Annotated in this window: 23 protein-coding genes; 15 read left to right on the forward strand and 8 right to left on the reverse strand. The window is 37.1% G+C overall.

The genetic code is table 11. The features are described 5' to 3' along the window. Positions 1 to 115 precede the first annotated feature (115 nt). From IEW45_RS08795 to IEW45_RS08820, 6 genes are all read left to right on the forward strand, one after another. A complete protein-coding gene (locus IEW45_RS08795) occupies positions 116 to 1,576 on the forward strand; it encodes an oligosaccharide flippase family protein (protein ID WP_188620874.1) in 1,461 nt (486 codons plus the stop codon). A 70-nt stretch (positions 1,577 to 1,646) separates the two neighbouring features. Then, complete coding sequence (dut, locus tag IEW45_RS08800; RefSeq protein WP_188620875.1) at positions 1,647 to 2,081, forward strand: dUTP diphosphatase; 435 nt, start codon at positions 1,647 to 1,649, stop codon at positions 2,079 to 2,081. Between the two features lie 46 nt (positions 2,082 to 2,127). Next, a complete protein-coding gene (locus IEW45_RS08805; RefSeq protein WP_188620876.1) occupies positions 2,128 to 3,138 on the forward strand; it encodes a sugar phosphate nucleotidyltransferase in 1,011 nt (336 codons plus the stop codon). A 1-nt stretch (position 3,139) separates the two neighbouring features. Beyond that, on the forward strand, positions 3,140 to 4,504 hold the full coding sequence (locus tag IEW45_RS08810) for a tetratricopeptide repeat protein (RefSeq protein WP_188620877.1): 1,365 nt from the start codon (positions 3,140 to 3,142) through the stop codon (positions 4,502 to 4,504). Further along, positions 4,504 to 5,274, forward strand: coding sequence for a lipoprotein insertase outer membrane protein LolB1 (gene lolB1, locus IEW45_RS08815; RefSeq protein WP_188620878.1), 771 nt, complete (start codon positions 4,504 to 4,506; stop codon positions 5,272 to 5,274). The genes IEW45_RS08810 and lolB1 overlap by 1 nt, the downstream gene beginning before the upstream one ends. A 16-nt stretch (positions 5,275 to 5,290) precedes the next feature. Continuing rightward, on the forward strand, positions 5,291 to 6,535 hold the full coding sequence (locus IEW45_RS08820; protein ID WP_188620879.1) for a murein hydrolase activator EnvC family protein: 1,245 nt from the start codon (positions 5,291 to 5,293) through the stop codon (positions 6,533 to 6,535). A 56-nt stretch (positions 6,536 to 6,591) separates the two neighbouring features. Here IEW45_RS08820 and IEW45_RS08825 read toward each other — a convergent pair whose 3' ends face one another. Continuing rightward, the gene (locus IEW45_RS08825) at positions 6,592 to 7,104 is read right to left on the reverse strand and encodes an acyl-CoA thioesterase (RefSeq protein WP_188620880.1); all 513 of its coding nucleotides are present in this window, start codon (positions 7,102 to 7,104) and stop codon (positions 6,592 to 6,594) included. A gap of 76 nt (positions 7,105 to 7,180) precedes the next feature. After that, complete coding sequence (locus IEW45_RS08830) at positions 7,181 to 8,119, reverse strand: HU domain-containing protein (RefSeq protein ID WP_229665927.1); 939 nt, start codon at positions 8,117 to 8,119, stop codon at positions 7,181 to 7,183. A 100-nt stretch (positions 8,120 to 8,219) separates the two neighbouring features. On the opposite strand from IEW45_RS08830, the gene dprA reads away from it, so the two are divergent. Continuing rightward, positions 8,220 to 9,323, forward strand: a complete 1,104-nt coding sequence (gene dprA, locus IEW45_RS08835; RefSeq protein ID WP_188620881.1) for a DNA-processing protein DprA — start codon at positions 8,220 to 8,222, stop codon at positions 9,321 to 9,323. On the opposite strand, the gene IEW45_RS08840 is transcribed toward dprA, so the two are convergent. Together IEW45_RS08840 and trpS are read right to left on the reverse strand one after the other, a co-directional pair. After that, complete coding sequence (locus tag IEW45_RS08840) at positions 9,320 to 9,862, reverse strand: hypothetical protein (RefSeq protein WP_188620882.1); 543 nt, start codon at positions 9,860 to 9,862, stop codon at positions 9,320 to 9,322. The two genes, dprA and IEW45_RS08840, sit on opposite strands and share 4 nt — an antisense overlap. Positions 9,863 to 9,984: 122 nt before the next feature. Next, on the reverse strand, positions 9,985 to 10,956 hold the full coding sequence (trpS, locus tag IEW45_RS08845) for a tryptophan--tRNA ligase (protein ID WP_188620883.1): 972 nt from the start codon (positions 10,954 to 10,956) through the stop codon (positions 9,985 to 9,987). 78 nt (positions 10,957 to 11,034) lie between these two features. On the opposite strand from trpS, the gene IEW45_RS08850 reads away from it, so the two are divergent. Further along, positions 11,035 to 11,778, forward strand: coding sequence for a lysophospholipid acyltransferase family protein (locus tag IEW45_RS08850; RefSeq protein ID WP_188620884.1), 744 nt, complete (start codon positions 11,035 to 11,037; stop codon positions 11,776 to 11,778). Between the two features lie 77 nt (positions 11,779 to 11,855). On the opposite strand, the gene IEW45_RS08855 is transcribed toward IEW45_RS08850, so the two are convergent. From IEW45_RS08855 to recA, 4 genes are all read right to left on the reverse strand, one after another. Beyond that, positions 11,856 to 13,556, reverse strand: coding sequence for an outer membrane beta-barrel protein (locus IEW45_RS08855; protein ID WP_188620885.1), 1,701 nt, complete (start codon positions 13,554 to 13,556; stop codon positions 11,856 to 11,858). Further along, positions 13,553 to 14,101 (reverse strand): RNA polymerase sigma factor, encoded by a 549-nt coding sequence (locus IEW45_RS08860; RefSeq protein WP_188620886.1) that lies wholly within the window; start codon positions 14,099 to 14,101, stop codon positions 13,553 to 13,555. Before IEW45_RS08860 ends, IEW45_RS08855 begins: the two co-directional genes overlap by 4 nt. A gap of 29 nt (positions 14,102 to 14,130) precedes the next feature. Then, positions 14,131 to 14,550: a hypothetical protein gene (locus tag IEW45_RS08865; protein WP_188620887.1), complete on the reverse strand. Its 420-nt coding sequence runs from the start codon at positions 14,548 to 14,550 to the stop codon at positions 14,131 to 14,133. 135 nt (positions 14,551 to 14,685) lie between these two features. Then, positions 14,686 to 15,693, reverse strand: coding sequence for a recombinase RecA (gene recA / locus IEW45_RS08870; RefSeq protein ID WP_188620888.1), 1,008 nt, complete (start codon positions 15,691 to 15,693; stop codon positions 14,686 to 14,688). Positions 15,694 to 15,835: 142 nt separating this feature from the next. Between recA and IEW45_RS08875 the strand changes: the two genes are divergently transcribed. From IEW45_RS08875 to IEW45_RS08905, 7 genes are all read left to right on the forward strand, one after another. After that, complete coding sequence (locus IEW45_RS08875) at positions 15,836 to 16,648, forward strand: RipA family octameric membrane protein (RefSeq protein ID WP_188620889.1); 813 nt, start codon at positions 15,836 to 15,838, stop codon at positions 16,646 to 16,648. Between the two features lie 39 nt (positions 16,649 to 16,687). Further along, positions 16,688 to 16,834: a hypothetical protein gene (locus IEW45_RS08880; protein WP_188620890.1), complete on the forward strand. Its 147-nt coding sequence runs from the start codon at positions 16,688 to 16,690 to the stop codon at positions 16,832 to 16,834. Positions 16,835 to 16,933: 99 nt separating this feature from the next. Next, positions 16,934 to 18,301 (forward strand): oxygen-dependent tRNA uridine(34) hydroxylase TrhO, encoded by a 1,368-nt coding sequence (gene trhO, locus IEW45_RS08885; protein WP_188620891.1) that lies wholly within the window; start codon positions 16,934 to 16,936, stop codon positions 18,299 to 18,301. Positions 18,302 to 18,441: 140 nt separating this feature from the next. After that, on the forward strand, positions 18,442 to 19,056 hold the full coding sequence (locus tag IEW45_RS08890) for a hypothetical protein (RefSeq protein WP_188620892.1): 615 nt from the start codon (positions 18,442 to 18,444) through the stop codon (positions 19,054 to 19,056). Between the two features lie 241 nt (positions 19,057 to 19,297). Next, entirely contained in the window at positions 19,298 to 20,662 is a 1,365-nt protein-coding gene (locus IEW45_RS08895; RefSeq protein ID WP_188620893.1) for a PSP1 domain-containing protein, read from the forward strand. Further along, positions 20,646 to 21,137 carry a gliding motility lipoprotein GldH gene (locus IEW45_RS08900; protein WP_188620894.1) on the forward strand — a complete coding sequence of 164 codons (492 nt, stop codon included), beginning with the start codon at positions 20,646 to 20,648 and terminating at the stop codon, positions 21,135 to 21,137. The genes IEW45_RS08895 and IEW45_RS08900 overlap by 17 nt, the downstream gene beginning before the upstream one ends. 3 nt (positions 21,138 to 21,140) lie before the next feature. Further along, positions 21,141 to 23,462, forward strand: a complete 2,322-nt coding sequence (locus tag IEW45_RS08905) for a penicillin-binding protein 1A (RefSeq protein WP_188620895.1) — start codon at positions 21,141 to 21,143, stop codon at positions 23,460 to 23,462. Positions 23,463 to 23,514: the final 52 nt, after the last annotated feature.

Genomic DNA, 23,514 nt, shown 5'->3' on the forward strand with positions numbered 1-23,514 from the left:
CAAATATAAAAATTGGTATTCTATTTTTTTTGAAGTGCGTGCAGTAAAACCGTAATTTTAATGGTATAATAAAATATTCTCTACTTTTGTGCTACATTAAAAGTAACCCTAGCCATTGAGTCTCTATAAAAAACTATTTCAGCAAACAGCTATATACGGTTTAGCCACAGTGCTGCCCCGTATGCTTAGCTTTCTGTTAGTGCGCCTGTATACGGATGTGTTGCCCAGTACAGATGAGTATGGTGAGGTATCTATTATCTTCTCGTGGATAGTACTGTTTAATGTTATTTTGGCTTACGGTATGGAAACCGCTTTTTTTCGTTTCTATAATTCGGATGATGCTAAAAAAGTAGAGCGAACCTCTACCATATCGTTGCTTTGGTCGTCTATAGGGTTTTTAGCAGTGGCATTGCTGTTACGGCAACACCTAGCCGACTGGGCAGGTATAAACGTCCGTTATATTACCTATACCATCTGGATTTTAGTACTGGATGCACTGGTAATCATTCCGTTTTCCAAACTCAGGGCAGACGGTAAACCTATGGTGTATTCAGCTATTAAAATAGGTAATGTAGCTGTAAACTTAGGGCTTAACCTGTTTTTCCTGCTGTGGTTGCCTAATCTGGCTGCTTCCTACCGCGGTAGCCTTATCGCCGAAATGTATATCCCTAATTTTGAGATAGGGTATATATTTATTTCCAATGTAATAGCCAGTTTACTCACACTAATTGTGCTGTTACCGCACTACCTGAAAACCAAATGGAAATTCGACAAGGCTTTGTGGTTAAAAATGATGCGTTATGCCCTGCCGGTACTGGTGGCGGGAATTGCGTTCTCCATCAACGAAACATTCGACCGTATTTTACTGGAATACATACTACCCGAAGATACTGCAAAGGGAGAAGTAGGGGTGTACTCCGCCTGCTATAAACTGGCGTTGTTTATGACGCTTTATGCCACTGCTTTCAGGTTGGGTATAGAACCCTTCTTTTTCAGCCATGCTAAAGAGGCAAATGCCAAGCAAACCTATGCCATGATTACCAAATACTTTGTGGTGTTCGGTTCGGTTATATTAATTGTAGTTGTAGTATTTGCCGATATTTTAAAACTCATTTTTATAGACAACTCATCCTATTGGGAGGGTATGAAAATAGTACCGCTTATTATAATTGCTAATTTCTTTTTAGGTATATATCATAACCTTTCGGTTTGGTATAAACTGTCTGACCAAACCAAAATGGGTGCCTATATCTCAATAATAGGGGCAGTGGTAACATTGGCACTCAACTTTATATTAATACCCATTTATAGCTATATGGGGTCGGCCATTGCTACGGTATCGGCTTATGGTTGTATGATGGTGCTTTCGTACACTATGGGTAAAAAACATTACCCTATTCCGTATGATATGAAAAAGATTGGCGGTTATTTAGGGCTGTCTATTACCTTGTCTTTGGTTTACTTTTACTATTTTAGAGAAAATTATTGGGTAGGCTTTTTATTCATAGCGGTTTATGCTGTGTTTTTATACCTAAACGAAAAGGCTACATTACTACGAATAATAAAACAACGGTAACAAATTAATCAAAATAAACGTTTGGTTATTAGTAATACTATTTTGATATTTGGTTTATAAATTATCACGGATGACAGTTAAAATAATTAACCGTTCGGCGCATGCATTGCCAAGTTACGAAACAATAGCATCTGCCGGAATGGATATAAGGGCAAATCTTACCGAGCCCGTAGTATTAAGCCCAATGGGGCGTGCTATAGTAAAAACAGGATTATTTATTGAACTACCTATAGGTTATGAAGCTCAGGTGCGCCCACGCAGCGGACTGGCAGCTAAAAAAGGAATAACCGTACTGAACAGCCCCGGTACTATTGATGCCGACTACAGGGGCGAAGTAGGCGTTATTTTAGTAAATTTATCAGATGAAGCATTTGTAATAGAAAATGGCGAAAGGATAGCACAGCTTGTAATAGCCAAACACGAGCGTGCCGAGTGGGAGGAAGTAGAAGTGCTTACAACAACCGACCGTGGCGAAGGAGGCTTCGGTAGTACAGGAGTGAAATAACTTAAAAAATTAGAACCAAAAACAAACCGAAAATAATGTAACTATTATGAAAATCATTGTCCCCATGGCAGGCAGAGGGTCTCGCCTTCGTCCTCATACGCTAACAGTACCAAAACCATTAATCCCTATTGCAGGCAAACCTATTGTGCACCGCCTTGTAGAAGATATTGCAGGAGTAATCAATCAGGATATAGAAGAAATAGCTTTTATCATTCACAGAAGTTTTGGTACACAGGTAGAAAAAGACCTTATTGCCATTGCAGAAAAATTAGGTTCAAAAGGTACTATATACTACCAAGATGAACCACTGGGGACAGGTCATGCTATTATGTGTGCAAAGGAATCTATGAGCGGACCGATAGTAGTTGCGTATGCCGATACACTATTCCGTGCTGATTTTACGTTAGATACTACAGCGGACAGTGTTATATGGGTAAAACAAGTAGATGACCCAAGCGCTTTCGGTGTTGTTCAGCTTAATGACAATAAAGAAATTGTTGACTTTGTTGAAAAGCCAAAGGAATTTGTTTCAGACCTTGCTATAATAGGAATATACTACTTTAAGAGTGGTGAAACGTTGCGAGATGAACTTCAGTACCTTTTAGATAACAATATTATGAAGGGTGGAGAATACCAGCTTACTGATGGTTTGGAGAACATGAAGCAAAAAGGTATGAAATTTGTTCCGGGTAAAGTAGATGAGTGGATGGACTGCGGCAACAAAAATGTTACAGTAGAAACCAATACCAGAATGCTGGGCTTTTTACATGCTGATGGCGAAAATATGGTTTCAAGTAGTGCTGTGGTAGAAAACAGTGAAATAATACAACCATGTTACATAGGCGAAGGAGTAGTGCTTAAAAATGCTACAGTAGGACCTAATGTATCATTGGGAGACAATACAAAAGTAGAAGACACTGTTATTAAAAACAGCCTTGTACAGACTAATACAGTAATAAAAAATGCCGATTTAGATAATGCCATGATAGGTAATAATGCTATATTTAATGGTAAGTTTACCAATGTTAGCATAGGAGACTATTCGGTTTTAGATTAATATGAAGATTAAATTCCTTTTTAGCGGATTAGTACTTTCGGGATTCTTAGTGTTTTGCCCTGCAACTATGCATGCACAACAACAAGAGCCGGACGAAATTACGTTGACTGATGTTGCGTTTGAAGAACACTTTTTTGAAGCACTGAAACAAAAGGGAATTGAAAATTATGATAAGGCTTTACAGGCTTTGCAACAGTGTATGGAACTAAAGCCTGAAAGCCCTTTTTTGTATAATGAGGTAGGCAAAAACCAACTGGCATTAAAGCATTATACAGATGCCGAAGCAGCATTTAAAAAGGCTACTGAGCTGGACCCCGAAAACCGTTGGTACTGGCAGGGATTGTATGATGTATATTATGCCGCACAGGACTGGAATAGAGCTATACCTGTTGTGCAAAAACTAACCAAGTGGCGCAAGGAATTTTACGAGGAAGACCTTGTTTCGCTTTATATGTATACCTCTCAGTTTGAAAAAGCACTAGCTTTAATAGACTCGCTTGACGAAAGCGTTGGGCAGTCAGATAAACGAGAGATGTACAGGCTGCAAATAATGCGTCAGGAGCGCTTTAGGAAGCCTAAAAAAGAGATGCTGGAGGAAGCCATTAAAAAGAATCCTCAGGAAGAATCAAACTACTTAGAATTAATATTCCTGTATTCCGAAAGCAATCAGGAAGCAAAGGCAGAAGAAGTAGCAAAGAGGCTTGAAAAAGCAATACCTGATTCGGATTGGGCACAGGTAAGTTTGTTTAAATTCCACCTTAATGATAATGAAGGCGATAAAGCCTCCGAGTCGTTATTTAGGGTGCTACAAAGCGAGAAAATCGATCTTAAAATAAAGCATCGCGCTTTTAATGAGTTTTTAATTTACGTAAAAAACAATCCGCAGTACAACAATAATTTAGAAGAAGCAATAAGCTACTTTGATGATGCACAGGAAATAAATGTGCCTAAAGAAGTAGGTAAGTTCTTCTACTCTAAAAAAGACTACGAACGTGCTGCCACGTACTTTGAGAAAAGTTTGGAAGCCGAAACGGATGATATAGAAACAGTAGAACTTTTACTGTATAGTTTTGAAGCAAGTGAGCAATATAAACTGTTACTGGAAAAAGCAGAATACTACTTGGAATTATACCCTATTCATTCCCGCTTATATTATTTTGCGGGCTTTGCTTCTAACAAGTTAAACCAGTTTAAAGAAGCTAAAGCATTCTTGGAAGACGGTTTAGACTTTTTAGTAGAAGACCCTGAGCTTGAAGCAGGCTTTTACAATCAGTTAGCTATAGCAAGCGAAGGTTTAGGCGATAGTAAAAGAAGCGATTCACTTAAGGAAAGAGCTGCAAAACTCCTTAAACAAAAGAAAACATAATGAAGAAGTTGATGGTTATGGGACTTATAGTACTGCTGGCAGTATCATGTAAGACAAAGCAGGCAGTTTTAAGTGAAGGTGCAGCAGGAAGCATAAAAGCAGCTAAAGAGATAATAAAAGAGCATTATAAAAACGAAAAAGACTTTTCAACGCTTTATATACGCGCTAGTGTAAAGTATGATGACCCCCATACAGGGCAGAGGCTTTCGGCAGACATTCGTATAAAGAAGGATGAAAAAATTTTAGTAAGTGTTAAGTTTTTAGGTATTACTATGGCAAAAGCCTTAATAACACCGGATGAAGTAAGCTATTACGAAAAAATTAATGGTACTTACTTTCAGGGTGATTATGGTATGTTAAGCCAGTGGCTTGGTGCTGAGCTGGACTATAATAAAGTGCAGAATATGCTTATAGGTAAGGCACTTTACAACTTAAAAGATGATGTATATACCGCACAGGTAGAAAACAGTTTATATAAACTTCAGGGTAATGGTAACGGCATAAGCAAAACATTCTTTTTTGAAGGGAGTAATTACCTGCTTAAAAGAGAGATTATTGTTCAGGGTGGTATAGACGCGAGAAGGCTAGATATAAAGTACCCTGAGCACAGCGAATATGAAAAAGCTATACTACCTGGTAGTATTAATATAGAAGCGGAACAAAAAGATAAGGTAACTATAAATATTGACTATAATACTGTTACCTTTGATGAAGATTTCTCATTTCCTTACAGTGTGCCGGCAGGATATGAGCAGGTTTTTCTTAATTAAACAAGATTTATAAAGTATGATAAGGGCTTTTTTTACAATTCTTTTTTTAGGAGTTACATTATTTGCATCAGCGCAGGTTGACCAAAAAAAGCAACTGGAGCAGAAAAGAGCAGCTATACTTAAAGAAATTCAGATATACAGAGGATTACTAAGTAAAGAAAACAAAAAAGAGAAATCAGTACTTGCACAAATAGCCGATAATGAAGCTAAAATAGCGCTTAGTGAAAAGCTTATAAACAACACTAAAAAGCAGGCTAAAATACTGGAGGACGAAATTTATACCAATCAGTTAAAAATAAATAAACTAAATCGCGAGCTTAAAGTGCTTAAAGAGGATTATGCCGAAATGTTGGTAAAAGCCTATAAAAGCCGTTCACAACAAAGCCGTATAATGTTTATACTTTCTTCTGATAACTTTTTGCAGGCATATAAGCGTATGCAGTACATGAAGCAGTATGCGAATTACAGGAAAATGCAGGCTGAGGAAATAAGAGCTAAAAAAACAGAACTGGAAGCATTACAAGAAAAGCTAAATGCACAGAAGAAAGAAAAAGAGCAACTTATAGCTGAAAATCTTAAAGTTAAAAAGGAACTTGAGGAAGAGAAAAAAGAACAGGAAAAACTTATTGCTGTTATAAAAAAAGATAAAGGTAAATATACTGCCGATATAAAGAAAAAGCAGCAGGAAGCGAAAGAGATTGATAGACAAATAGATAAAATTATTAAGGAAGCTATTGCTAAGGCGAATAAAAAAGCAGCATCTGAAAATAAAGAATCTACCAGCAGAGGTTCGGGTGTTACGGCTGCCCCTAATAAAATTGTGCTTACTAAAGAAGCTAAATTGGTAGCGGATAGTTTTAAAGCGAATAAAGGGAAGTTACCATGGCCTGTAGAAAAAGGATACATGTCTATGGGATATGGTACACAACCGCATCCTGTATACAGCCATTTAGAAATTCACCATAGCTGGATAGAAATAACAACAGAAGAGAATGCTAATGTTAGAGCTATTTTTAAAGGAACGGTACTCGATGTGCAAATTATAGCCGGCACAAAATCAATACTTGTGTTGCACGGTGACTATATTTCAATTTATCACAACCTGAGCAATGTTTTTGTAAATATTGGCGATGAGGTTTCGTTAAAGCAAAATATAGGTACGGTATATACCAATCCTAATACCGGTAAAACCATACTTAAGTTCATGATATCTCAAAACACTACGCGTTTAAATCCTCAATCCTGGATAACACCATTGTAGAAGATATAAAAGCATAAATAAAAAAGGGAAGCTAATTAGCTTCCCTTTTTTATTATTTAGTTACTGAACAGTGCTTTCAGCTCTGTAGCATCATTGGGTTTCATTTTGCCGGCTAATACTAAACTTAGCTGCTTTCTGCGGAGTGCAGCAGCATAACGCTCTTTTTCTAAATCTGTTTCCGGTTTAATTTGTGGTATTGCTACAGGTATACCTGTTTCATCTACCGCCACAAAAGTATATATGGCTTCGTTTGCTTTGGTTCTTATACCCGATTCACGGTCTTCAATCCAAACATCAATAAATATCTCCATAGACGTTCTGAAAGTGCGTGAAACCTTAGCTTCCACAGTTACTACACTACCCAGTGGTATGGCACGGTTAAAAGCCACGTGATTTACCGATGCTGTTACTGCAACTCTGCGCGAATGTCTGCGTGCGGCAATACTGGCTGCACGATCCATACGGGCAAGTAACTCACCACCAAACATGTTGTTTAAAGGATTAGTTTCTCCCGGTAGTACAAGGTCAGTCATTATGCATGCCGACTCAGATGGGTATTTAGCTTCCATAAGATATTTTTTGGCAAAGATAGTATTATAACTAAATAAAAAATCCTCCCGATTGAGGAGGATTGTATTTTTAAGATTATTTTATCAGCAACCAGGCATCGTAATTTTCGTTATACCGTATTTGCCTAAGTGCTTGTTTTGCCTCCTCATGGGTGGTGTAGCTGTTGTATATAACAGGGTACAGCCCGTATTTATTCTGCTCTATGGTAACAGCATTTTCATAACCCTTTTCTTTTAGCTGTACTACAGCCGTATGTGCATTTTCTTCACTTCTGTAAGCACCTGCAACTACTTGATACGGTTTTATAGTAACCTCTTCTTTTACAGGCAGGGCTACTGTTGGCATATCGCCGCCGATAAAAAATGTGGCTTGTTGTATTTGTTGTTGTACTTTTTCCTGAACGGCTTGTTGTACTATAAGTGTTTCGTTTTCTACTTTTTGGTCGTGATAAATTTTAAAACCGCCTACCCCTACAGTTGCAATAACAGCAAACATAGCAGCATATTTAAGGAAAGAATAATCTCTCTTTCTTTCAGCAGTAAATACTATAGGTGCTTTTTCTTCTATAGCTTCTGCAACGGCTTTATATTCTTCACGCTTTACAGCAGGCGATGTAAATGAACTTAGCCCGAAAGCATCTGTAAGGTAATTTACAGGAGTATCTGGCGTAAACACTAAACTGCCTTCACTATTTATATTGATATGTCCTAAGTCTTTAATAGTGATGCTTTTATTGTTTTGAAGTTCATCAAACCAATGGCTAACATCATATTTAATTTTTCCTAATGCGTCTTCGTAAGAAATTTTTTCCTGTAAAGCGATATGATTGGCTAAAAGCCCGTCATTATTCTTTAAATTCGCATTGAAAGAAATTGACTTTTCCGGAGGATAGAAAGTATGTGTATCAGTATTTAATTGTGCCGATTTAGTTTCGGCTAAAAAAGCACCGAATCCCGGTATAATTACACACTGGTAACGATATAATAGTGCAGATATGTGTTTTTCTATCATCATAAAGGCAAAATTAGTTATTAGCGATTGAAAGTAAAATTAAATTTTACAATATTTATTAACAAAAGGTTAATCAAATTAACAGCTTAGCTTCTATTTTTTAATGACTGATACTGAATTATTTAATATACTGGCTTTACTTCGCGTAGAAGGGGTAGGCGATGTTGTAGCTAAAAAACTGATTAATCATTTTGGTAGTGCAAAGGCAGTTTTAACTGCAAGTCGTTCGCAAATTCTTGCTATTGGAGGGGTAGGTGAGGTGCTGTATAAAAACCTGAAAAATGAAGCTGTTTTTAAACTGGCAGAAGCAGAGCTGCAATTTATACAGACTAATAATATTAAGGTTACTTATTATAAAGACACTGACTATCCTGAAAAATTAAAACACTGTATTGACAGCCCTGTTGTATTATTTAGTTTAGGAAATATAAATCTTACTAACAGGAAAACGATAAGTATTGTAGGTACAAGGCAGGTAACAGGCTACGGTACAGATTTTATTCAGAAGTTTATAAAAGATATAGCACCGCTAAGCCCTGTTATTGTTAGTGGATTTGCCTATGGTGTAGACATACAGGCACACCTTGCTGCTGTTGAGCATAACCTGCAAACCATTGGGGTGCTTGCACATGGTTTAAATCAGGTTTACCCGAAGACGCATAAAAAATACATGGCGGATATAGAGGCTAACGGAGGTTTCTTTACTGAGTTTTGGAGTACATCAAAACCGGACAGGGAAAATTTTGTGCGCCGTAACCGTATAGTGGCAGGCATTAGCGATGCAACAATTATTGTAGAAAGTGCCGAAAAAGGAGGCTCGCTTATAACGGCTAATGTCGCTAACGATTATAATCGAGATGTGTTTGCCGTACCCGGTCGTGTTACGGATAAATATAGTAAAGGTTGTAACGACCTGATAAAAACCCAACGTGCGAACTTGCTAACCAGTGCTGAAGATTTTATTTATATGATGAACTGGGAGGCAGCGCAAGAAAAAGAAAAAACAGTGCAAAAGCAACTGTTTATAACACTTGAAGCCGATGAGCAAAAGATATACGACTACCTGCAAAGTAACGGTAAAGAACAACTCGATATTATAGCATTGCAATGCGAAATACCTGTTTTTAAACTATCGTCTATATTACTTACTATGGAGCTTAAAGGTGTAATACGGCCACTACCGGGTAAAATGTTTGAAGCGGTTTAGTAAATAATACTTGTAGATTTTGTACATGGGTTTTTCTTTGCTTCTTCGGGAGTAAGGCAAGCACGAGACTCTCCGCACGCCCACATAAGTTTTCCTTCTTCGTAAAACATTGTAGGTTTGCAACTATCAACACCTTCACAACTTACAAAATAGCTATAACTAAGGTAATCTTCTTCTCCGAGACTATTTTCATTCTTCATTATAAGCTTTCCGTTTTTATTGTGCAGAAGGCGTACTAAATTGAAGTTTGTAACATCTGAAGAAAAAAGCATGTAATAAAACTCTTTTTTGCTATCATTAAATGCAGTGCCTTTTAAAACCTGCATACTGTTTACAGGATTCTCGTTAATGTCAACAAGCATTGAGTTGTTTATTGCCTGTATAAAAGCATCTTTATTTACAACAATATCAATAGTGTTGTTTTTTATTTTGGCAACAACTGTTTTCTTTGTTAAGTCGTACTCTTTATGTGTAAGAGCAGAATCACTTTTATTTATAAAAAATACAGATAGAAATAGTAATAGGCTAAGTGCTTTCATAGCAATTGTTTTTCAGTTGTTTAGAGCTACTAAAATAAGAAAAAGAATAATACAAAAGCCACGTATTATTACTGTAAATAATACGTGGCTTTTTATACTGTAAACTGCGACTGTAAAATGATTTATAGGTAACCTAATTTCTCTCTTACTCTGGCTAAAACACCATTTGCTATAACAGAGGCTTTGTCAGCACCTACTTTAAGAGCAGCATCAACTTCTTCAAGATTTTCCATGTAGTAGTTGTACTTTTCTCTTACAGTTCCAAACTTCTCCACTATAAGTTCAAACAATGCCTGTTTAGCATGTCCGTACCCAAAACCACCTGCAAGATATTTTTCTCGCATTTCTTCGGTTTGTGCTTCGGTAGCAAGCAATTTGTATAGTGTAAATACATTACACGTATCAGGGTTTTTAGGTTCTTCAAGCGGAGTGCTGTCCGTTTCAATACCCATTATTTGCTTGCGCAGCTTTTTATCGGTCTGGAAAAGATTAATATAATTATTAGCCGACTTACTCATTTTATTACCATCAGTTCCCGGAACAATTTTAGTCACATCGCTGGTAATAGCTTCCGGTAATACAAAGGTTTCACCCATTTGGTGATTAAAACGAGAAGCTACATCTCTCGTAATTTCTATATGCTGTATCTGGTCCTTACCTACAGGTACTTTTTCCGCATCATACAAAAGTATATCGGCAGCCATAAGCATAGGGTACGTAAATAAACCTGCGTTTACATCCTCCAGCCTGTCAGCCTTATCTTTAAATGAGTGCGCCAGCGTTAAACGCTGGTACGGGAAAAAGCAGCTTAAGTACCAAGAAAGTTCTGTTACTTGTGGTACATCACTTTGGCGATAAAATATAACACGGTTAATATCCAGTCCGCACGCAAGCCAGGTAGCAGCAACGCTATACGTGTTTTCACGAAGTGTTTTACCATCTTTAATTTGCGTAGTAGAGTGTAAATCAGCAATAAAAAGGAACGATTCGTTATCCGGATTGTTTGCCATTTCTACAGCAGGCAGTATTGCACCCAAAAGGTTACCTAAGTGAGGCGTGCCTGTACTCTGTATACCGGTTAGTATTTTTGCCATATGTAACTTATTATGTTTTTTTGCAAAGGTAACGGTTTTTGGTATAAACATTATCGGCGAATCCTTACATTTGGCATTATGAAAGTGATAAAAATGGTTTTATGGACGCTTTGGCGTATCTGGTTTTACATACTTATGGGTGTACCCATAATTGTACTTTCTCCACTTTTAATACTTTCTATACTATCGCAAAAAACATATCCGCAGTTTTTTTTATTGGCGAGGCTTTGGGCTAAGCTTATACTTTTTGGTATGGGCTTTTACTATAAAATAGAATGGGAACAAAAAATGGAAAAAGGTAAAAGCTATATGCTGGTTGCCAACCATACCTCTATGACAGATATTATGCTGATGCTGATAATATCTAAAAACCCATTTGTATTTGTAGGTAAAAAAGAACTTGCTAAAATACCTGTTTTCGGATTCTTTTATAAACGTACCAGTATACTGGTAGACAGAGGAGATGCCAAAAGCAGGCTTGAAGTTTTTAAGCGTGCTCAGGAAAGGCTTAATCAGGGGCTGAGTGTTTGCATATTTCCCGAAGGCGGTGTGCCCGATGATGAAACTGTTGTTCTGGATGCTTTTAAAGATGGTGCCTTCCGTTTGGCTATAGAACACCAGATACCTATAGTACCTATGACGTTTGCCGATAATAAAAAACGATTTTCGTTTAATTTTTTTAGCGGTACCCCCGGGTTGATGCGTGCCAAAGTGCATAGTTTTATAGCAACTAAAGGAATGACACTGGAGGATAAAAAAGCCCTGAAAGATGAAACAAGGCAGGTAATATACTACCAGTTGTTGAAGTATTTAAAAAAATAAGGCACCCCTATTTGCATGGGCGCCTTATATGTTTCCTTACACTTAAATAAGGAACTTCAACAAACCAATTAAAAATTCTAAAAACTGAAACTTATACCCGAGTATAGCCCAATAAAGTAAGGCTTAAAATTACCCGAGTTCTCACTAAAGGTGTTAACCTGATATTTAAACATAGGCTCAAAACTAGCCTTGAATGACTTTAAAAACTTATACTTAAAACCAATACCAATATTGGTACTAAAGTTCACATTATTTAGGTTTCGTGCTTCCCCCAGGTTAGAACTGTAGCCTTGTGTTGTTATTACACGAACATCATTATTATTAAGGAATAATGTACTCACCCCGCCAATAACATCTATACCGAATTTTTTGTTTAACAGAGCGTACGATAGCTCTACAGGAACTTCAATATAACCCATTTCCTGAACCATAGAGCCTTTGAATGATTGTATAGAAGTTGTAGAAGCAAAACCTTCAGGACCGGGTGACGATGCAACATTTGCTTCTGACTGAACTACTAAGTTGCTGTTTTCCCCAACATTCCTGCTCGCTACAGCAGGCTTAGTCATGGCAGGGTAAAACTCAACACCTCGTGTTTCATAGCTTAAGTTAACAGCATTTACACCTGAACGCACGGCTAAACGGTCGGTTATATTATAATCAATACCAACCCCGTAACTCATATTATTATCATAGCTTTTACTATTGCTTGCAAATTGAGAGTCTATAGGAGAACCCTGCGATAACGAGTTATAAAATACAGGCGCCATTTGCGGGCGTATATTCCATTTAAGGTTATCATTTTCAGCTAAAAGTTTCTCTTCGTCATCATCTTTCCCGTTAAGTTTTTCCTGTAATAGTTTTTCCAGTTCATTTTCAGGAACTATTATGCTGGCACTGTCAATAACAACTTCGCTGTTAATCTCTTCTGATGCAATGGCATCATCACTTGCACTCATAATAGCATGAGGTGTTTTATCTAATAGCTCAGCCTCTTCCTGTTGAGAACTTTGAGGTTCATTTTCTTCTCCTGAATTATCATCTGTATTAACTTCTGCTATACTGTTGTTATTTTCAGCGTTAGGGTTTATAAAACCGTTATCTTTTCGTTTAATAACAGAATTATCAGCTTTATTTTTCTCACTAAGATAATTTTCTTCTTTTTCAGATTTCTCAGAGTTAGCTACGGCAGTATTAGGGTTAGTAATTACCCCTTTTATTTTGCTGTTTCGGTTATTCTTTTCGTTTTTAAGAGTATTGTTACTTTGTGTTTTGCTGTTAATAACCACAGCATTATCTTGATTGTTTAAGTTGTTATTACCGGAGTTTCTGCTTGCAGGGCTATAATCATTGCTGCCAGCTTCTTCACTGGATAAAATATTGCTGCTGTTTTCATTTTTGGGACCCGCAGTACTACCATTTTCACTTTCAATTACCGAATTGTTATCATCATTATTAACAACAGCATCTTCCGTAGTAGGGAGCGGTAAGATATTGTCGTTAGCAATAGTGTTTGTAGTATCTGTAGCGTTAACATTACCATTTACTACACTGTTTTGGTTAAAGTCATCTTCATTGCCAAAAAAGTTAACCAGTAGTAACCCGATAATAAATACAGCCGCCACACCCGATAGTTTAAACCATATTGGTATAACACGGCGCTTTTTATCCTTTTTAAGCTCTGCCGAGATGTTCTCCCATACATGTTCCGGCGGGTTGGCTTCAAACTCCTTGAATTGCTCCTGGAATAGCCTGTCTATGTTTTTTTTCTCTTTCATTTGCTGTAGGTATTTTTAAAATTACCTTGTTGCGCTTCTATTTTTTCCTTTAAAATCATTCTTGCCCTCGCAAGGTTAGATTTTGATGTTCCTACCGAAATATCCATCATTTCGGCAATTTCTTTGTGTGAAAACCCATCGGTTACATACAGGTTAAAAACCATTCTGTACCTGTCCGGTAATTCTTGTATTATTGTCAACAGAAAATCCATGCTAATAGCATCGCTTTCCACTTCTACCTCTTCCTCATCAGGAATGTTCTCGTTAACCAACTCTACAACCCTGCCGCTGGTACGGTATTTTTGTAAAATGTTGTTAACCATTACTCGTTTTGCCCACCCTTCAAAAGAACCTTTAAATTTAAACTGCCCTATTTTGCGAAACAGTAATATAAAACCATCCTGTAAATTATCTTCGGCATCAGCATAATCACGCGAATATTTAAGGCATACAGCAAATAGCTTTTGGGCAAAAAGCCTGTATAACTGCTCCTGTGCCTTTATGTTGTCGCGCTGACATTCCTTTATGAGCTGATCTAACCCCAAACTTGTGGTTTCCTGTATTAGTTACGTTACTATTGAATTGTTATTGTTTCAAATATCATATTGCCCTCTTCATCTTTACCCTTAAATATTTTTAAAGTGTAAGGACTTGTAGTGTCAACATACTCTGAAAACGAAAAATCATACATTACCATTTCAGGATTTTCATTTTCAATAGGCTTACAATTAGCATCCTGTACCACAAGGCTTTGAACGGCAAGTGTCTGGCTTAATTCATTCTTTTCAACGTATATCCCGTCGTAGTAATAACAGTCGTTAGGTCTTCGGTAATAAATTTTAATTTTATTTACCTGATTAGTCTGTATTTCGTCAGGGAACTCAACCCTTTCTATAGGTAAAAATTCAACCTGAAATTCAAGATAATCATCGTCGTTAAGAGAACAGCCACTAAATACAGTAGCTACTAAAAGTATCAGCAACAACCTTTTCATATAAATTCATTTATAGAAAAGATACAAAAATCCGTGAAAGGTTGCGTTTTTCGGGCATAAAAAAACCCGAAATAAATCGGGTTTTTATGCGTACTTCCAAGAAGTTATATTTTTTGTAACTATTTAAAGAGCAATTTACTGTGCATTTTGCTCTTTAATAGCATCTTTAATTTTGTATTCCAGCTCTTCGGCAAGCTCCGGATTATCTTTAATAAGCGACTTAACCGCATCGCGACCCTGACCTAATTTAGTATCGCCGTAGCTAAACCATGAACCCGATTTTTTCACAATCTCAAATTCAACAGCAAGGTCTAGTATTTCTCCGGTTTTGCTTACCCCTTCGCCATACATAATGTCGAATTCAGCCGTTTTAAACGGAGGTGCCACTTTATTTTTAACCACTTTTATTTTAGCGCGGTTACCAATAACATTATCACCGTCTTTTATTTGAGAAGAACGACGAATATCAAGACGTACCGATGCATAGAATTTTAGTGCATTACCACCGGTAGTCGTTTCAGGGTTACCAAACATAACACCGATTTTTTCCCTAAGCTGGTTAATGAAAAATACCGTACAGTGTGTTTTGCTTATAGTAGAAGTTAATTTTCTTAGTGCCTGACTCATTAAACGTGCATGAAGCCCCATTTTGCTATCACCCATTTCGCCTTCAATTTCACTTTTTGGCGTAAGTGCCGCAACCGAGTCAATAACCACAATATCAATCGCACCAGAGCGGATAAGGTTCTCAGCAATTTCTAAAGCCTGCTCCCCGTTATCAGGTTGCGATATAATAAGATTTTCTACGTCTACGCCCAGTTTTTCAGCGTAATAACGGTCAAAAGCATGCTCGGCATCAATAAACGCAGCGATACCGCCAGCCTTTTGTGCTTCTGCAATAGCGTGCAGGGTTAGCGTGGTTTTACCCGATGATTCCGGCCCGTATATCTCTATTATCCTGCCACGAGGGTAACCGTTTACACCCAGCGCCAAGTCAAGCCCCAGCGAGCCCGAAGGTATTGCTTCTACTTCCTCTACAGCGCGGTCGCCCATTTTCATTACCGTTCCTTTGCCGTAGGCTTTATCTAATTTATCTAACGTAAGCTGTAATGCTTTTAGTTTTGCTTCTTTATCTGCACTCATGTAGTTTGCTATTATTTTTTAGTAAAAATACTGCTTTTGTTTTACGGGTGCAATGTAAGAAAATAATCTTATAATTTAAAATCCAAATGTTAATTTTTTTTGTTTAGTTTTAGGAAATCTAACTTTTAAATTATTGAGTATAATGTTTAATAAAAATTCAGTTTCATATAATAATACTTATGTTAATACTGATTCAAATGATACTTTAAGTATTAAAGAGCGTTATAAAATACTTATAGCAGCAAGAAATTTTCATTATGAGAATTTTAATAAATGGATGTCTTATTTTTATGTGATGATTGCGTCTATAATATTAGGATTTTCATATATAATATCTAAAGGAAACCCTAATTATCAAGAAAAGCTTAAAAGTGAACTATTAGTTTTGTCTCTTGCTGGATTTATAATTAGTTTACTATGGTATTGGGCTAATAAAGGGTATTATTATTGGAATATTAATTTTATAACTTTAATTAATTATTACGAAGAAAAACTTTTAAAATTTGCTCCACACGAAAGGGTATACTTTGTTTTTGCGAATAAATCGACTCAAAATAATTATTTGAGTCCTATTAGTGGTGCAAATTTTTCAACTTCAAAGATTTCTATTCTTTTATCATTTTTCTTTTCCTGGTTTTTTGGGTTTTATTTTCTTTATATGTTATTAAGGCATTGTTATTCATTGTTATTAAAGTTGTCAAAGGAAAAATGTTTAGATGTTTTTTTGGAAAAATGTTTAAGTGATTCTTTTTATAAGGTCTTAAAAAATGTTTTAAACTTGTTATTAAGTTATATCGAATTTATATGGATTCCTGTTTTTGTAGCGTTAACTATATTTTATTTAAGCGGCATATTAGGAAGATATTTTTTATTTAGTTATCATAAACATTTTCCAGATTTAAGGATTAAAACTATTGAAAGTGAATATGTAAGCAGAGGTAATTTTAATACTTGATAAAGTATGCGTTTTAGAGTTATTGCAACAGATCAGATTATGAATATATCGAAGCAATCATGCAAAGTAGAACTTACTCCTGAACAAATCGAAATGTTAACAATGTCAGAAGAAGACATAAAAGCAGGTAGATTAATACCCGAAGAGGAGTTAAAAGCATTAGAGCCCGATTGGTTAAAGCACTAATTTGCGCAATTCTATAAAAATCATACCTTTGCACCCTCAATTCCGCCAATAGGGGTTGAGTTATATTGAAAATACTATTCTCACTTAAAATTGTATAGCATGCAACTGTTCAACACTTTAAGCGCAGAAGAAAGAGCAGAGCTTATCGACCAATCCGGTAAGCAACGATTAACGCTGTCTTTCTACACCTACGCAAAAATAGAAGACCCACAACAATTTCGCGACGAACTTTTTTTAGCCTGGAACAAGCTGGAAGTACTGGGGCGTATTTATGTAGCTACCGAAGGTATTAACGCACAACTTTCGTTACCTGCCGATAACTTTTACACCTTTAAAGACCATTTGGAAACCTATCCGTTTATGAAAGGCATTCGCCTTAATGTAGCGGTAGAGCAGGACGACCATTCGTTTTTAAAACTAACGGTAAAAGTGCGTAACAAAATTGTTGCCGACGGACTTAACGACGATACGTTTGACGTTACCAATAAAGGGGTTCACTTAAAGGCTAAGGACTTCAACGAAATGCTGGACAACCCTGATACGGTAGTTATAGATATGCGTAACCACTACGAAAGCGAAGTGGGGCATTTTAATAACGCTATCACGCCGGATGTTGATACCTTCCGTGAGTCGTTACCGATTATTGAGGATATGCTAGCCGAGCATAAAGAGGACAAAAACCTGTTGATGTATTGTACAGGGGGTATCCGTTGTGAAAAGGCATCGGCATTCTTTAAACATAAAGGCTTTAAAAAAGTATACCAGCTTGAGGGTGGTATTATAGAATATACCCGTCAGGTAAAAGCTGAGGGGCTGGATAGTAAGTTTATCGGTAAAAACTTTGTGTTCGACCACCGTTTGGGCGAGCGTATTACTGATGATATTATAGCGCAATGCCACCAGTGCGGTAAACCATGCGATACGCACACTAACTGTGCTAACGAGGCATGTCACTTGTTGTTTATTCAGTGTGAGGAGTGTGCTTCTAAAATGGAAGGCTGTTGTTCTGCCGAGTGTGTTGAGGTGATTCACTTGCCGGAAGAAGAGCAAATTGCACGCCGTCGCGGTATTATGAATGGTAATATGATTTTCAAAAAAGGGAAATCGAAAGCACTTACCTATAAAAAATCTGGTGAATCGGTTTCAGGAGTACCATTAGCTACTGCCGAACCTGTAAAGAAGGTTAAAAGCGTTCGTAAAAGAGAACGCAAAATATTGGTAGGTAAAGGCGAGCATTATTACCCGAAAGCAGGTGTGGCTCAGTTTACTATTGAAAACAATGAGTTAAAAACCGGCGATAAAATAGTAATAATGGGTCCTACTACAGGCAGAGAGGAGCTTGTAGTGGAAAACATGCGTGTAAACGGTAATCAGGCTGATGTTGCTCAAAAAGGCGACAGGGTTACTATAAACACATCGTTTAGAGTGCGCCTTTCGGACAGGTTGTATAAACTTCCGCAAGAATAAACTTCTGATAGCAAAGTATTAAAAAGTATTATACTTTGACTGAATATAAAAAGCCTGCATTTTTGTGCGGGCTTTTTTTGTTACTAGAAAAATAATTAATGTTTATTTTAGTAGCTGAAAATCAAACCTGTTATAAGATAATGTATAGACTTTTACCCCTAATAATTTTCATGTTCCTTATAACAGGCTGTAAGGACAATACACCTGTAAAAACAAGTGACAGGCAAACCATTAAACAGGATGTTTCTGAGCCAGACTCTACCAATGTGGTTATTGATACACTATCAGTAAACACAACTGAAAATGAACCTGAAGTTGTAAAAGAAAAAACTACTATACTAGTTATACAATGTAGTAACGGTTATAATTATTCTGGCGGAGGTTACGATTTTAACCCTTTACTAGAAAAAGAATTAAGAAAAATTGATGATTTTGAGATAGTTGAGTTTTCATATAAAAAACTTATGGGCAGTATTTATCAGGGAGTATATGATAAAAAATATGCTAAGCCCATAATGGAGAAAATAGATGCTGATATTTATATTATGACTAGGTTTGCCGACGACTTTCTTGAACGCCGTGGTAAAGCTACAAACTGGGGATACGAGTTAAAGTTATTAAATACTAAAACAATGGAGCAAAAAATATCTATTGGAGCAGATAGTATGGAAAGTTATGAAGAGTTGCAAGAAAACATAACCAAGAATATTGACAAGTTGGTAAAAGATATACAGATATTGAGTACTAAAAAGTAATATATTTTACTAAAATATAGAAAGCCTGCACTTTTATGCGGGCTTTTTTTGTGAAAGTAATACTGAATTTACAGATGTTTAATAGGTTGAAAATCTGTGTTATAAAGGGTTAGGGTTGTGTGTTGGGGCTTCAACGGTGTATTTACTTCTTTTCACATAAAAATATACTATCTTTACCGATTAAAACGTTATTACAACAGAGTAGTGGCTACGGCCACGACCACTATATATATTTTAAATTATGGCATGTACAAATTGTTCTACGGGCTCTAATGGAGGAGCGCCTAAGGGATGTAAAAATAACGGAACCTGCGGAACAGATAGTTGCAATAAACTTAGTGTTTTTGACTGGCTTTCGAATATGAGCTTACCGGCAGGACAGGAAGTTTTTGACTGTGTGGAGGTTCGATTTAAAAACGGACGTAAAAATTTCTATAGAAATACGGATAAATTAACGCTTAGCATTGGCGATATTGTGGCAACGGAAGCTTCTCCGGGGCACGACATAGGTATTGTAAGCCTTACCGGCGAACTGGTAAAAATACAAATGCGTAAAAAGAATGTTCCTGACAACGAGGAAATTGCAAAAATATATCGCAAAGCAACTCAAAAAGATATAGACATTTGGCGCGAAGCACGTGACAGGGAAGAGCCTATGAAGGTAATAGCCCGTGAACTGGCTATACGCCTTAACCTTGAAATGAAAATATCGGATATTGAATTTCAGGGCGATGCTTCAAAAGCTACCTTTTACTATACCGCAAATGACAGGGTTGACTTCCGTCAGTTGATAAAAGACTACGCAAGGGAATTCAGCATCAGGATAGAAATGAAACAAGTTGGTTTCCGTCAGGAGGCTGCACGCTTAGGTGGTGTAGGTTCATGCGGGCGCGAATTGTGTTGTTCTACCTGGTTAACAGATTTCCGTAGTGTAAATACTTCTGCTGCGCGTTATCAGCAGTTGTCGTTAAATCCGCAAAAACTCGCAGGACAGTGTGGTAAACTTAAGTGTTGTCTTAACTATGAATTAGATACGTATCTTGATGCAATAAAGGAATTACCGGACATGGATACAAAACTGTATACCGAGAAAGGTGATGCGTATTGCCAAAAGGTTGATATTTTTAAAGGTAAAATGTGGTTTGCCTATGCTAATGATACGGCACACTGGCACATGATTGATGCCGAACAGGTAAAGGAAATTATAGAGATTAACAAGACTAAAAAGAAAGTGGCTTCTCTTGAAGAGTTTGTTGTGGAAACAGTAAGCGAAGATGAAAACATAGAGAAGAACTTCCAAAATGCTGTTGGTCAGGATAGCCTTACCCGTTTTGATAAACCTAAGCGTAAGAAACGACCAACCAACAACAAAAAGAAAAAGCAACCTGTTGCTAAAGAGGGAGGTAACACCAATGCTAATGAAAAGCAACCAAGACAAGCTAAGGCAGGTCAAGGTGGTAATAGCGGAAATAAAGGTGGTAACCGAAATAGCAATAACCCTCAAGGCAAAGGAGGAAATAACAACAAGGGCAAAAACCCTAAAAATAACAGAAACAGAAAGCCTAATAATTCTGGGAATAATGGGAATAATGAGGGTAAGAAATAGTATTTTTATTATTTGTGCAACGCTTTTATTGTGTTCCTGCGATGAGAAGAGGGTTTTTGATGAGTATAAATCGTTTGACGGAACATGGAATAAAGACAGTATTGCTTCGTTTGAATTTGAACAGCAGGATACTACCTCTTTATACAATATGTTCATCAATATAAGGAATAATAACGATTATCCTTATAATAACATCTTCCTGATAGTGGAAATGCTGGAGCCCGGTAATGAGCGAGCAAAAGTAGACACACTGGAATACCAAATGGCATATCCTGACGGTACTTTAATGGGAGAAGGCTTTACTGATGTTAAGGAAAGTAAACTTTGGTATAAAGAAAATCAGCGTTTTCCTGTGCAGGGTACGTATAAAGTAAACATACAGCAGGCAGTACGGGAAGCAGATAAAATACCGGGAGTAGAAGAACTGCCGGGTATAATAGATGTAGGTTTCAGAATAGAGTCAACAGAAGAGTAATTTATGGCAACACCACGAAAAAATAATACTACGAAAAAGAAGGAGGGGTCCGGTTTTTCTAAGTACATTAAAATATTTTGGGGAATTTTCCTTGCAGGCTTTTTGTCTGTAATTCTGTTTTTCCTAATGGCATCATGGGGTGTTTTTGGTAAGCTGCCATCATTTGAGCAGTTAGAAAACCCTGAGTATAATATTGCTACAGAAATTATTTCTTCTGATGGTGTTACTATTGGTAAATTCTTTGCCGAAAACCGTACACCGGTAAAATATTCTGATTTACCGCAAAACCTTGTAAATGCATTAGTAGCAACAGAGGATGAACGCTTTTTTGAACATTCGGGTATTGATGCCAGAGGTACAATAAGAGCCGTGGCCAACCTTGGTCGCAATGGTGGAGCGAGTACGGTTACACAGCAGTTAGCAAAAAACCTTTTTCACGGAGAGGGGTCTAAAAACATTGTAGAGCGTGTTGCACAAAAAGCGAAAGAATGGGTAATTGCAATAAGGCTTGAAAGACAGTATACCAAGCAGGAAATTATTGCCATGTACCTAAACACGGTTGATTTTGTGCATCATGCAGTGGGAATACGTTCGGCAGCCAAAACATATTTCGGGAAAGAACCTAAAGACTTAACAACAGAAGAAGCTGCTGTTATTGTAGGTATGCTTAAAAACCCTTCCAGATTGAACCCTAAATCGTATCCTGACGATTCGTGGGCGAGACGAAATGTAGTGTTAGGGCAAATGGTTAAAAACGGCTTTTTAAAACCGGAAGTTAAAAAAGAACTGGAGAAAAAGCCTATAGAGCTTGACTATAACCCGGAAGACCATAATGAAGGTATTGCTACTTATTTTAGAGAGTACCTTAGGGAGTTTATGAGTGAATGGGCTAAAGAAAATCCTAAAGATAACGGAGAGGAATATGATATATACCGTGACGGGCTTAAAATATACGTTACCCTCGACTCTAAAATGCAAAGCTACGCAGAAGATGCAGTACACCAGCACCTTGCTAACCTTCAGGAACAGTTTTTTATAGATCAGAAAAATAATAAAAATGCTCCTTTTATAAAGCTTTCAAAAGATCAAACGGATGCAATATTAAACAGAGCAATGAAAAACTCTGACCGTTGGAGAATGATGAAAGAGGAAGGTAAGAGTGAGGATGCTATAACAGCTTCTTTCGAGAAAGAAAGAAAAATGAAAATATTTACCTGGAAAGGGGAGCGTGATACGGTAATGACACCTATGGATTCTATCCGTTATTATAAGCACTTCCTTCAGGCAGGTTTAATGTCTATGACACCGCAAACAGGAGAAGTAAAAGCTTGGGTGGGTGGTATAAACCATAAATACTTTAAATATGACCACGTAAAGCAAGGGGCAAGACAGGTAGGTTCTACATTTAAGCCGTTTGTATACGCAACAGCTATAGAACAGTTGCACCTTTCACCTTGCGACTCTATACTAGATGCACCTTTTACAATGCCAAAAGGCAAGCATGGTATAGAAGCAGCATGGAGTCCGCAAAACTCTAACTATAAGTACGAAGGCGTTGTACCATTAAGGTATGCACTTGCACACTCTATTAACACCGCTTCTGCACGATTAATAGATCGTGTAGGACCAAAAGCAGTAGTTGATATGGCACATAAGCTGGGTGTAACTAATGATATACCGGAGCAACCTGCTATTGCACTTGGTGCTGTTGAGCTTACAGTAAGAGAAATGGTAGCAGCTTACAGTACCTTTGCTAATAAAGGGATGTATATAAAACCTATAGTAATAACTCGTATAGAAGATAAAAACGGTATAGAGTTATATAGAAACCTTCCGCAGACTAAAGAGGTTATGAGTAAAGATGTAGCCTATGCAGTAATAAAACTATTGGAAGGCGTAACGGAATCAGGTTCAGGTTACAGGCTTAGGTCAACATGGCACGGAGTAGGTTACGACAGGGTAACAGGACACCCGTATAAATTTACAAACCCTATTGCAGGTAAAACGGGAACAACACAAAACCAAAGTGATGGTTGGTTTATGGGTATGGTACCAAACCTTGCTACAGGAGTATGGGTAGGTAATGATGACCGTTCGGCACACTTTAGGGGTATAACCTACGGTCAGGGTGCTACAATGGCACTGCCGATATGGGGTATATATATGAAGAAATGTTATGAGGATAAAAGTCTCGATATTTCAAAAAAAGAATTTGAACGTCCTGAAAACCTTTCGATACCTGTAGACTGTAGAGAATTGGCTAAACAAAAGCAGGACAGTACAGCTGTTGAAGATAAAGAACTAAGCGACTTTTTTGATTTCTGAAAGGAATAGAAGATAATTACAAAAGCACCTTTTAAAAGGTGCTTTTTTTATA

Origin of the sequence: Flavobacterium suaedae (genome assembly GCF_014642915.1) — a bacterium.
GTDB classification, from domain to species: domain Bacteria; phylum Bacteroidota; class Bacteroidia; order Flavobacteriales; family Flavobacteriaceae; genus Flavobacterium; species Flavobacterium suaedae.